Genomic DNA, 12117 nt, shown 5'->3' on the forward strand with positions numbered 1-12117 from the left:
GCCTTCTCCTGAACGCCTTCTTCCTGACCGCCTGACGTCGAGGACACCCGCCATGGCCATCCCCCCGCTCCACAAGCCGCTCAGCGAGATCACCGCCCACCACATCACCGCAGGCGACACGGTCAAACTCGCCGTCCTCACCGGACCGGCCGACGGCTCACCGACCACCGTCGTCTTCGAGGTGTGGGAGCCGGGCGGCGCCCAGCCGCTCAACTGGCACCCCGAGTCCGTGGAGACCTTCGTGGTACTCGCGGGCGAGGGCCGGGCGGTCAGCGACGAGCACGAACACGACCTCGCACCCGGCGACGTGCTGGTCCTGCCCGTCGGATCCAAGCACCGGATCACCAACACCTCGGCCACCGAGCGGCTCTACACCCTCACGATCATGTCCCCCGACGAGGGCTTCGCCGACCTGATCCAGCGCGGCCCCTTCGCGGTGCTCGACGACGCGGACCTGGCCGTCCTCGGAGCCGCCCGATGAGCGAACTCCTCGACGCCTTCTGGTCGTACGAACAGGCCCTCGGCGCCAATGACTTGGTGGGTCTCGACCACTGGTTCCTGGACGCCCCGGACACGGTGCGCGCCGAGGGCTCAATGGTGCTGACTGGACACGCGGCCATCTCGGACTTCCGCCGCGACCGCAGCGGGGGAGCCCCGGTCCGTATGGTCGAGCGCGTCCATGAGGTGCGGATCGCCGAGGACGTCGCCGTACTGACCGCCGAAACACTGCGGGCCGGCGGGACGCGCGGGATACAGACTCAGGTGTGGCGACTGACGGACGAGGGCTGGCGGATCGCGGCCGCGCACGTCAGCACGGTGCCGGGCCCGATGGCGGAGGAGGTTCAGGACCCCGCGGTGTGGCGGGTCGTGGGCGAGCCGCTGGTCGCCGGGGCGGAGGCGGGGCCGCTCGCCGGTGTACGTACTGCCGTCAAGGACCTCTTCGCCGTTGCCGGACAGCGGATCGGCGGGGGCAACCCGCAGTGGCTGGCCGAAGCGCCGGTGGAGCTCCAACACGCCGACGCTGTACGGGAATTGCTCAGCGCCGGCGCCCAGCTCGCCGGGATCGTCCAGACCGACGAACTCGCCTTCAGTCTCGCCGGGACCAACATCCACTACGGCACCCCCGTCAACCCCGCCGCCCCCGGCCGGATCACCGGCGGCTCCAGCAGCGGTCCGGCGGCGGCGGTCGCCCGCGGTTGGGCGGATCTGGGGCTGGCCACGGACACCGCGGGCTCGATCCGGGTCCCCGCCTCCTACTGCGGCCTCTACGGCTGGCGCCCCACCCACGGAGTCGTCCCCACCGGCGGCCTGCTCCCGCTGGCCCCGTCCTTCGACACGGCTGGACTGCTTGCCCGGGACCCGGACCTGCTGCGTACAGCGGCGAAGGTGCTCCTGCCCCGGGACGACGAATCCCCGATGACCACGCTTCTGGTCGACGACGCCCTCACCGCGCTCGCCGAACCCGAGGTCCAGGCATCCTTCGAGGCGGCATGCCGGGCACTCTCCCTCCGCACCGGCCTGGAGCTCGTCCGGACCGACACCGGCATGGCCCCACACCTGGAGGAGTGGTTGCCCGCCTTCCGTACCGTCCAGGCGGCCGAGGCATGGACCGCGCACGGGGCGTGGATCGAGAAGCACCCGGGCACGCTGGGGGCCGACATCGAGGCCCGGTTCGCCGGGGGGAGCCAGGTCACGGAGGGCGAACTGCGTGACGCCAACTCCGGGCTCCTGTCCGCCCGTTCGGTCATCGTCGAAGCCCTCCCGCCCGGCACCGCGCTCCTTCTCCCCGCCACGAGCAGCCCAGCTCCCCGCGCCGATGCGACACCGGCCGAGGTCGACACCGTACGAGCCGCAACCCTCCGCCTCACCTGCATTGCCTCGCTCGCCGGGCTGCCCGCCGTCACCATGCCCCGGCTGCGGGTCCGCGACCTCCCGGTCGGCCTCTGCGCGATCGGCGCACCGGGCACGGACCACGCCCTCCTGGAGCTGACCCATGCTTGAAATCGGCCCCAACTCCCGCAACTCCTGGCGCGCGGACGCCAAGCACGTCGACCTTCGTCGCCCGCAACGCCCGGCCCGCCCCGTGACCGTGGAGGCTCAGCCCCAGATCCTGACGCTCGACCTGGCCAGGACGGCGATCGTCGTCATCGACATGCAGAACGACTTCTGCTCGCCCGACGGCTGGCTGGCCTCGATCGGCGTGGACGTGTCCCCGGCCCGCACCCCCATCCCCGTACTCCAGCGGCTCCTCCCCGTACTCCGGGCGGCCGACATCCCCGTCGTCTGGCTCAACTGGGGCAACCGCCCCGACCGCGCGAACCTCCCACCCGGTGTCCTCCACGTCTACGACCAGGATGGAACCGGAGGCGGCCTCGGCTCCCAACTACCCACCGGGGCAAGGGTCCTGGAATGCGACAGCGCGTCCGCCGACATCACCGCACCCCTCTTCGCGGCACCCGGCGACCTGCACATCGCCAAGTACCGCATGAGCGGCTTCCAGGACACCGAACTCGACAGCGTCCTGCGCAATCTCCGCGCCGACACGCTCCTGTTCGCCGGAGTGAACGCCGACCAGTGTGTCCTCGCCACCCTCATGGACGCGGCGAGCCTCGGCTACGACGTGCTGATGCTTCAGGACGCGGTGGCCACCACCTCACCCGCGTACTGCATGGACGCCACCGTCTACAACGTTCGCCAGTGCTTCGGCTTCACCCTCACCGCCGCCGACCTCCAGGAAGCCCTGTGACGCTCCTCCAACCCCACTGCGGCCCCGTCGACGGCGACCACTACCTCCCCGCCGACCCAGCCGCCGTGCACTGGGGTCTGCTCCCCAACGCCCGCTCCAAGCCGGCCCTTTCGGTCCCTTCTGGCGCGAGCGTCAGCCTCGACACCATCAGCCACGAGGGCATCCTCGCCGACCAGGGGCGAGACCCGGCCGCCTTCTTCGCCGCGTCCGGCATCCACGGCATCCTTCACGACACGGCCGAACTCGCCGCTTCCACCCGACTTCACGACCCCGCCGTCCACGGCCCGCACGTGGTCACAGGACCCGTCCACATCCAGGGGGCCGAGCCCGGCGACGTACTCGAAGTGGAAGTCCTGCGCCTGCGCCGCCGCGCCCCCTACGGAGTGATCAGCAACCGCCACGGCAAGGGCGCGCTCCCCGGCGAATACCCTCAGGGCCCCGACCCGGTCAGCCTGGTCGCCACCGTCGACGACGACGGCCGTGGCCGCCTCCCCGTGGGCGACGGTCGCGACATCCGCTTCCCGCTCCGCCCCTTCCTCGGCATCATGGGCACCGCTCCCGCAACCGTTGCCCCGGTCCACTCGGTGCCTCCCGGCCCGCACGGAGGTAATCTCGACGTACGCCACCTCGGCGTCGGCGCCCGCCTCTTCCTGCCCGTCGCCGTCGAGGGCGCCCTCTTCTACGCCGGCGACCCGCACTTCTCCCAGGGCGACGGCGAAGTGGCCCTCACCGCCTTCGAAGCCCCGCTGCGCGCGACCCTCCGCCTCACCGTCCACCGCGACCCCGCCCTGCGCCGACTCGCCTCCCGCCTGCGCGCCCCCTTCGCAGAGACCGACACCGAGCACATCGTCATGGGCCTGGACACCGACCTCGACGAGGCAATGCGCCATGCCGTACGCGACGCCCTCACCCTCCTCGACGAGCGCTTCTCCGTTCCCGGACCGGTGGCCCTCGCCTACCTCAGCTCGGCCGCCGACTTCCAGGTCTCCCAGGTGGTCGACATCGTCAAGGGCGTCCACTGCCGCATTTCCAAGGCGGACCTGACCTTCTGACGCCGGGTGGGGACCCAACATCGCCCTCCGGCCAGGCGGCCGCCCATTGCAGGGCACCGAGGAGATGCGCCCTGAAGGCTGGATCGGCGTAGGCCTCGGGCGCATGGCCGAGTGCGGTGTAGAAGCTGCGCCCGCGGCCGTGGTGCCGGTACCAGACGAGGGGGTGGTCGGCCCCCATGCCGCCGCCGGTGTAGGTCGTCTCGTCCACGGTGGCCAGCACCGTGACGTCGCGGGGCGGCGCCCTGAAGTCGTACCACTCGTCGGTCCAGTGCCACTGCCGCGGAAGGTGTGCGGTGGCCGGGTGCGAGCGGTCGACCGTGACGACGGCAGGCTGCACCGGCGGATGCCCGGCGAACCGGGCGCCGAGGAGTTCACCGTAGGCGGGCCACTCGTACTCGGTGCAGGCGGCGGAGTGGACCCCCAGGAATCCTCCACCTCCCGCGACGTGTTCCAACAGCGCCGACCGGCCCGGTTCGTCGAGGACCTCGCCGCTGGTCGACAGGAACACGACGGCGTCGTAGCCGTCCAGGGAGCGCAGGGGCTCCTCGGTGGCGTGGACCACGAACCCGTGTTCGGCGCCCAGTCCACGGAAGGCGGCCACGCCGGCGGGTATGGAAACGTGCCGGTACGCGGCGGTCGCCGTGTACACGAGGATCTGGCGGTCAGACATGCGTGCTCCGGTGCGAGGAGGGATTCATCGGCGGGTGAGGGACACCCGGCAGCGCAGGACGTGCTCGCCGGGATCGAGTACGCCGCGCAGTGTCGGCAGGGCTGTGCGCGGGTGCAGGAGATGCGAGCCCGGCAGCGGCAGTACGACGACACCTTCGCGGGGTGATGTGTCGGCGGCGAGGCAGACGATCTCGCTCACGGCGGTGTCGGCCGTCGCCCGGGCCAGGCCGGGGTGCTCCGTGACGTTGTGGGGTGTCGCTCCGAGGCCGGTCTTCGGGACGCAGAAGGCGCCTTCGGCTGTGTAGAGCCGGCAACCGGTGGTGATGCGGTGCTCGCGCAGGTGCCCGCCGTCGGTGTGCCGCAGCCGGGTCTCGACGGTCACGTCCGGCCATGGCTGCCAGCGCACGACGAGCGTGTCGCCGTCGATCCGGGACTCTCCCCCGGAACGCGTGCGCCAGCCTTCGCCGTCGTCGGACAGGGCCAGCGCGCTGTCGAAACCCCCTTGTTCCAGGGTCGGTTCGCCCGTGGGCACACTGAAGGCGGCGAGCGTGGAGTAGGCGAACTTCGCGTACTTCGCGGTCCCGCCGCGGGGGTTCCAGGCGGGCGCGTTCTGCCCGGCGAGCGCGACGACGTCCCCCGCCGTGTCCCGCGCGAGAATCATCGCGGCGGCCGGCTGCCTGCTGATTCCGGGCGGCGGGACCGGCGCGGGCGTCGCCGTCCAGAACGGGTGGTCCTCGGTCGCGGCGAGGCTCGCGAAGACCTTCGTGCCCCAGTACGGGGAACCGCCGGCCAGGTACTGCTCGACGACGCCGGTGTTCGGGTAGGCGTAGCCGACGGTCAGGGAGCCGTCCTCGGCGAGGACCGGCCGCTGCCACCACCAGGCGAGGTTGCCTTGCGCCAGCGAGCGTGCCGTGCTCCAGCCGACGGCGGGCTGGTCCGCCGCGGCGAGGGCCGACCAGAAGGCGCCCTGGGCGAACCGGTAGCCGAGGCTGCGTCCGAAGGGCAGGGCGGCTCCGTCGGCGGCGAACCAGTGCTGGAACTGCGTGGCGAACTCGGCGGCCCGCTGCCGGTAGCGCCGGCTCCGCTCCTCGTCGACCGCTTTCAGCGAGGCCAGCAGCAGCCCGTAGAAGTGGAATCCGAACGGGACGTAGTAGTCGCGCGAACCGGGGCGCTCCGGTGTGCCGGGCCCGTCGGCGTACCAGCCGTCGTTCAGAGCGAAGTCCTCGATACGGTCCAAATGCGCGGCCATCCGCGTCTCGTCCACGGGCACGCCCACCGAGCGCAGCCCGACAGCGGCAAGCACCGGGAAGAAGCACCAGTTGTTGTCCCACGGCGTCGCCGAAGCCGCCGTCGACAGCCAGTCGGCGAGCTGCTGCCGTTGCCGTTCGGTGAGCGGGTCCCAGAGCTGGTGCCGTGCGACGGCGAGCGCGTAACCGACGGCGGCGGATTCGACGAGGCGCTGGTCCATGTCGGCCGGACTGCCGACGTACCACGGGTGTTCGGGGTCGACGGCGGAGGTCAGCGCGTGGCGCGCCTCCTCCCACTGCCGGTCCGCGCCGGACAGGCCGCCGGCGGCGTGCGCGGCGAGTCCCCACAGGGGGCGGGCGACGAGTTCGAACCAGACCGCCCAGTGGTCGCTCATGCTCGCGTGCACCGGCATCCGTCCGGGACCGGCAGCCGCCGTGCGCGTGGCGGGTGCGGCAAGGGCGAGCAGCGCGTCGGCCCAGCCTTCCCTGGTGGTGGGGGCTGGGCCGAACAGCTGTGACGGGGTGGGCATGGCCGTCATCGTAGAGATCGATCACAGGGTATGCAATCGGTTTCATCTGTTTCCTAAAACCAGTTCACCCGGTAATGACCTGCAAGAACGGCTGGTTCACCGAGCTGCTCCGGCTGGCCAGGAGGACGGCGACGCCGGCCGCGCTCTCGGCAAGGGCCACAGTCGCCGTCCCATCGCCCGCGTACTGGGTCTGGAGGTGGCCGGTGACCTCGATCGGGATCCAGTCCTTGGCGTTTCCGATCGATCCGGAGGACTGCGCGTCGCCGAGCGACGGCTGGGTGTTCCAGGTCAGGCCGGTCTCCGTCCAACTGTCGCTGCTCACCGCGTACCCGGTGAGGGTGGCCTGGGTGCCGGTGGAGTCGGAGGTGGCCCCGCGCACCCACAGCACCGCGCGCCTGGGTGTGCCCGCCAGGGCGGACAGGTCGAACTTGAGGAAGGACCGGCGGTGGTAGCCGGTGCCTGCGTTCTTGACGACCAGGTCGGTGGTGCCGCCGTAGTTGGTGTCGGCGTAGGAGCCGTCGCGGACGTAGGCGTCGGCGGTCGGGGCGAGGGCCGTGTACGTGCCGGCGGTGACGGTCGCGCCGGTGCCGAACGTCACGGTGCGGGAAGCGCCCTGCGCGCCGCCGACCTCCACGACCAGGGTGAGGGGAGCAAGGCCGACGACGCTGACGCCGTCGTCCGTGGTGCCCGTGGTGTATCCGCTGCGGGCGACGGTGACGGTGACGGTCGCGGCGGCGCGGGTGGGGTCGGCGACGCTGACCGACAGCGTGCCGCCGGACTCCCGTACGAGGACGGAGCAGGGGGCCGAGACGGTGATCGGGCCCGCGGTGCCGGCGACGAAGAAGTTGGCGGCGGTCACACCGGTGGCGGTGTCCGTGACCGCCTGCACGGAGGCGGTGTTGGCGAGGACGGTGACCGTCGGGGCGGCCGCGCGGGCGGCGGTGAGGCTGGGCGTGGCGCCGGGCAGGAGGATGTAGCTGTAGGTGGCGCCGACGGGGTCGGTGCCGTGGTCGACCCACAGGGTCAGGTAACGGCGGGTCAGGGAATCCGTCGAGCTCTCGGTGTTGATGTCGCTCCAGGCGCCGGTACGGGCCTCGCGCAGCGCCTTCAGGGTGGCCCCGCCTGGGAAGACATAGCCGGCGACCCCGGTGATCGACGCCCAGGAGGCAGCGGAGAAGGTGCCGGACCAGCCCAGCGTGGTCGACTGGGCGGTGCCGTCGATGGTGAGCGCATTGGAGGCGGCGGAGCCCAGGTTGCGGTTGTCGACGGTGGTCTCGACCGCATATCCGTCGCCGGCGGTGATCCCGGCGCCGAGGCAGACGACCTGGTCGTCGAGGCAGAACCAGGATTTCTTGGCGGCCAGCGTGGAGCCGAGGCCACGGGTGTCCTGGCCGAGCGCGCTGTACGTTCCGTCGGTTGCGCCGCCGGCCCAGACGGCTCCCGTGGGCGGGGTGGGCCTGGGGGTTCCCTGTCCGTCCGTCAGCGGGATGCGGGAGACGGTGGTACCGGGCAGGCGGTAGGGGTCGACGGTCGGCCAATAGGCGTCCGAGTACTGGCCGTTGCCGTAAGTGCCGCCCCACCAGTAGGTCATTCCGGAGCCGGTGTGCCAGCCGCGCAGGTTCTCGCCGTTGATGCACTCGTAGAACGCGGTTCTCGCGGAGCACATGGAGACGGCGAGGGCCCAGGAGGCGCGGCGGTGGGTGGCCCGGTCCATGCTGCCGAAGACCCGGGAGGCGACCGGTTCGGCGGTCGCGGTGATGGCGGTGTCGTCGAGGACGGACTTGCCAAGGGCCAGCACGGGCAGCGTCTGGTAGGAGTCCTCCAGGAACGGGGCCCAGTAGTCGCGCTCCAGCCAGCCCTTGGCCAACGCCTTCCAGCTGGCGGCCTCGTCGGTGGAGGCCGCGTCCGCCAGCATCAGGATGCTGCCGATGATGAGATGGCCGCGTACGTGGTCGTTCTGCTGGATGCCCAGCGGATTGTCCACGGTCTTGACGCCGCGGCTGATCGCCCGCCCGGACACGCCGTCCATCATCAGCCCGTTGAACAGGAACGGGGCGAAGGCGTCGGTGACGGCGTCGAAGAGCAGCTGCCGGTTGTCGTCGGTCACTTCCCAGGTCGATCCCGCCAGGAGCGAGAGCAGCCCGGCCAGTCCGCTGATCAGGACGGAGCCGTAGGACCCGGTGTAGGGCACGTTGGTGTGCTGGACGAACGACCCGTCGGCGTAGAGGCCGTCGCCGCTGCGGACCAGCGGGAACACGGCGGAGAGACCGGCGACGCCCGTGGCGATCTTCGCCGAGCTCTTGGCGAGGATGCCGCGGAGGATGAGCACGCGGCACAGGTCGACACGGTTGGCTCCGGTGCTGACGCCGCTGTAGGAGGCGACCGCGGAGTCCGGCACGAAGGCGTCGATCGCCGCCAGGTAGTTGGCGAGTTGGGTGCTGCCGAGTTCGGCGTGGACCAGGCAGGCGATGTCGAGCGAGAGCCGCGAGGCGCCGATCTGCCAGTCCCACCAGTTGTCGTACGTGGTGGTCGTCGGCGTGTACGCGGTGGCGTACATCCAGTCGAGGCCGGTCAGGACGGCGGCGAGGAGATCGGCGTCGCCCGTCAGCCCGGTGCCGTCGAAGGCCCATGCCTGGGCCATCCACTTCAGACGTACGTAGCTGGAGGTGACGTTGGCGCTGACGCTGCCGATCGGCAGGTCGTCCCAGAGTGAGGCCGTCGACGGGTTCATGCCGGACAGAAAGCCGGACGCGGTGCTGCCCGTGAGGGTGAACAGGGTGGCGAACGGCTCCTGCGTGGCGTCGTAGCCGGTACCCAGCAGGGTCCTGTCGATCCAGCGCAGGCGAAGGGTGTCGTACTCGTCGGCGGCGAAGGCCGGCGGTGAGCCGATCGCGGCCATGCCCAGGGTGATGCCCGCAGTGGCGGTGGCGAGGTGCAGCAACTGTCGGCGAGTGAGCATCGGGGGATCCCCTCCGCACCCCGTGCGGGGCGCGCGGTCGTACGGACGTGGGCGCCCGTCGTCGGATGGTTGGCCGGCTCCCCCGCCTGTCGGATGGGGCAGTTGGGCGGGGACGGTAAACCGGTTTCATCCAAGAGGGCAACCCCTCTGGCCTCAACTCACCCGGACTCACAGCTTTCTGACCACCGGAAGCCCATTTCTACAGAGAGCCTCTTGACGGATCGCCTCAACGCTCAATAGCTTGACGGCCATCTCACGTGAAACCGGTTGCACGTCATGAAGCAACCCCAGGCCGTGAAGCAACCCACCATCCCGAACCCCCAAGGAGCAGTGAACCGGTGAGCCGTCGCATGACCGTCGCCATCGCGATGCAGCCAGAGGTCGCCGCCCTCGCCCTCACCGAAGAGCTCACCGCTCGGCTGGACAAGAGCGTGGACGTCCAGTCCGGCATCATCGTCGACTTCGCGACCCCGGTCTCCCGCAGCCGCCTGGCGGACGTGGACGTGCTGCTCACCGGCTGGGGCTGCCCGCTCATAGACCAGGCCGTCCTCGACGCGGCTCCCCGGCTGCGCGCGATCGTGCACGCCGCCGGATCGGTCAAGCACCACCTCACACCCGAGGTCTGGCGGCGCGGAATCCTCGTGTCCTCGGCGGCTTCCGCCAACGCCTTTCCCGTCGCGCAGTACACCGTCGGCGCGATCCTGCTCGCCGGGAAGCGTGCCTTCCGGCTTGCCCACGACTACAGACAGGGCCGGTACAAGAACAAGCTCGCCGACGACACCGGCAACCATGAGCGCGTCGTCGGGATCGTCGGCGCGTCCCGCACCGGACGTCTCGTCCTGGAGCTGCTCGCCCCGCACGGCTTCCGGCTGCTGGTCAGTGACCCGACCCTGGACGCGCGAGCGGCGGCCGGACTGCATCCGGCCGGACAGGTGGAACTGGTCGACCTGGACGACCTGCTGGACCACAGCGACATCGTCAGCCTGCACGCCCCGGCCCTGCCCGAGACCCACCACCTGCTCGACGACCGCCGGCTCGCCCTGCTGCGCGACGGTGCCGTCCTGATCAACACCGCACGTGGACAACTGATCGACACCGAGGCGCTGTTCCGGCACTGCGCGGACGGCCGGATCGACGCAGTCCTGGACGTGACCGACCCCGAGCCGCTGCCCACCGGCCACCCGCTGCTATCCCTGCCCAACGTCATGGTCACGCCCCATGTGGCCGGGGCGATGGGCACCGAGATACGCCGACTCGGCGAGTTCGCCGTCACCGAGATCGAACGCCTCAGCGCCGACGAACCCCTGCGCGGGGGCATCCATGCCGACCAGTTGGCGCTGCTCGCCTGAGCCGAAACGGCCTTCCCCGTGCCGCCCTCGTCCACAACGAAGCCCGTACCAACCCCTTGCGCGGCGAACCTCGCCGCGCAACGAAGCCCGCACCAACCCACCACACAGCGAACCCCGTTGCACAGAGGAGCACCAGTGAACACCCAGCCCCCGAGCTTCTCGAGACGAAGCCTGCTGAGAGCGACAGCCGTCGCCGCTTTCGCCGTTTCCGGCTCCAGCCTGCTGGCCGCCTGCGCCTCCGCCGATGGCGACGCCGAATCCGGCTCGGCCAAGGGCAAGGTCAGCGCCACCAACCCGTTCGGCATCGACGAGAGCGCCGCGCTGGACGTCGTCGTCTTCAAGGGCGGTTACAGCGACGAATACGCCAAGTTCGACGAAAAGCTGTACTCCAAGAAGTACCCCAAGGCGAAGATCAGCCACTCCGGCATCACCGAGATCCAGACCGAGCTGCAGCCGCGGTTCGTCGCCGGCGACCCGCCGGACGTCATCGACAACAGCGGCGCCAAGAAGATCGCGATGGGCACGCTGGTCGCCGAAGACCAACTGGCCGAGCTGGCCGACCTGTTGAAGGCCCCCTCGGTCGACGACCCGGACACCACGGTCGAGGACACGCTACTGCCGAGCACGCTGGACGTGACCACGTTCGACGGCAAGGTGATGGGCCTCCCGTACGTCTTCACCGTCAACGGCTTCTGGTACTCCCAGACGCTGTTCGACAAACACGGCTGGACCTGGCCGACCACCTGGGACGGCCTGACCGAGCTGGCCGCCAAGATCAAGAAGGCGGGCATCGCCCCCTTCGCGTACGGCGGCACGACGGCGCCCGACTACTTCTTCAGCCCACTCATGGCCCTCGCGGCCAAGCAGGGCGGCGTCGACGTGATCAAGGCGATCGACAACCTGGAAGCCAAGGCGTGGCAGGCCGAACCGGTCAAGGCCGCCGCCGAGGCGATCGCGGGGCTGGCCTCGTCCGGGTACTTCCTCAAGGGCAGCGAGGGGCTGGACCACACCCAGGCGCAGACCGCTTGGGTGCAGGGCAAGGCCGCGCTGTACCACGCCGGTTCGTACGTCGAGAACGAGATGAAGGCGATCACCCCGGACGGGTTCGACATGGTCTTCGGCCCTGTCCCCCCGCTCACGGCGGACGGTGCCCTGCCCCAGAGCGCGCTGCACGCGGTCGCCGGAGAGATCTTCGTCGTACCGGCCAAGGCCAAGAACCTCCGCGGCGGCAAGGAGTTCCTGCGGATCATGCTCTCCAAGGAAGCCGCGTCCAACTTCACCGAGACGACCCACGCCCTCACCATCGTCAAGGGGGCCACGGGCGACAACGACTTCGGTTCCACCGCGCTGGGCTCGGTGCTGAAGGCCGTCACCGCGGCCGGGGACGACCTGTTCAACTACCGGTTCATGAGCTGGTACGCCGACTTGGCCACCACGCTGAAGTCCGAGGTCGCCAACCTGCTCGCCGGGCGCATCGACGCGGCCGAGTTCCTCTCCACGATGCAGGCCAAGGCCGACGACATCGCCGCCGACCCCTCCATCACGAAGTTCAAGATCTAGGACCC

At 70.5% G+C, this 12117-nt stretch carries 9 protein-coding genes; 6 read left to right on the forward strand and 3 right to left on the reverse strand.

Going from position 1 to position 12117, the window contains the following annotated elements:
* The first annotated feature begins 52 nt into the window (after window positions 1–52).
* From OG246_RS34835 to OG246_RS34850, 4 genes are read left to right on the forward strand one after another with little or no spacing between them, the layout of a single operon-like run.
* Window positions 53–481 carry a cupin domain-containing protein gene (locus tag OG246_RS34835; RefSeq protein ID WP_266472626.1) on the forward strand — a complete coding sequence of 143 codons (429 nt, stop codon included), beginning with the start codon at window positions 53–55 and terminating at the stop codon, window positions 479–481.
* On the forward strand, window positions 478–2001 hold the full coding sequence (locus OG246_RS34840) for an amidase (RefSeq protein ID WP_266472628.1): 1524 nt from the start codon (window positions 478–480) through the stop codon (window positions 1999–2001). The genes OG246_RS34835 and OG246_RS34840 overlap by 4 nt, the downstream gene beginning before the upstream one ends.
* On the forward strand, window positions 1994–2746 hold the full coding sequence (locus OG246_RS34845; RefSeq protein WP_266472629.1) for a cysteine hydrolase family protein: 753 nt from the start codon (window positions 1994–1996) through the stop codon (window positions 2744–2746). The genes OG246_RS34840 and OG246_RS34845 overlap by 8 nt, the downstream gene beginning before the upstream one ends.
* Complete coding sequence (locus tag OG246_RS34850; RefSeq protein WP_266472630.1) at window positions 2743–3798, forward strand: acetamidase/formamidase family protein; 1056 nt, start codon at window positions 2743–2745, stop codon at window positions 3796–3798. Before OG246_RS34845 ends, OG246_RS34850 begins: the two co-directional genes overlap by 4 nt.
* Here the strand turns inward: OG246_RS34850 and OG246_RS34855 are convergent.
* The 3 genes from OG246_RS34855 to OG246_RS34865 form a co-directional block, all read right to left on the reverse strand.
* Window positions 3752–4468 carry a ThuA domain-containing protein gene (locus tag OG246_RS34855; RefSeq protein WP_266472631.1) on the reverse strand — a complete coding sequence of 239 codons (717 nt, stop codon included), beginning with the start codon at window positions 4466–4468 and terminating at the stop codon, window positions 3752–3754. The two genes, OG246_RS34850 and OG246_RS34855, sit on opposite strands and share 47 nt — an antisense overlap.
* 24 nt (window positions 4469–4492) lie before the next feature.
* The gene (locus OG246_RS34860; RefSeq protein ID WP_266472633.1) at window positions 4493–6244 is read right to left on the reverse strand and encodes a DUF2264 domain-containing protein; all 1752 of its coding nucleotides are present in this window, start codon (window positions 6242–6244) and stop codon (window positions 4493–4495) included.
* A gap of 64 nt (window positions 6245–6308) precedes the next feature.
* A complete protein-coding gene (locus OG246_RS34865; protein WP_266472635.1) occupies window positions 6309–9203 on the reverse strand; it encodes a polysaccharide lyase family 8 super-sandwich domain-containing protein in 2895 nt (964 codons plus the stop codon).
* Window positions 9204–9541: 338 nt separating this feature from the next.
* Between OG246_RS34865 and OG246_RS34870 the strand changes: the two genes are divergently transcribed.
* Entirely contained in the window at window positions 9542–10552 is a 1011-nt protein-coding gene (locus OG246_RS34870) for a hydroxyacid dehydrogenase (protein ID WP_266472637.1), read from the forward strand.
* 135 nt (window positions 10553–10687) lie between these two features.
* Window positions 10688–12112, forward strand: coding sequence for an N-acetylglucosamine/diacetylchitobiose ABC transporter substrate-binding protein (ngcE, locus tag OG246_RS34875; RefSeq protein WP_266472639.1), 1425 nt, complete (start codon window positions 10688–10690; stop codon window positions 12110–12112).
* Window positions 12113–12117: the final 5 nt, after the last annotated feature.

This window comes from Streptomyces sp. NBC_00620, assembly GCF_026341825.1.
Classification (GTDB): Bacteria; Actinomycetota; Actinomycetes; order Streptomycetales; family Streptomycetaceae; genus Streptomyces.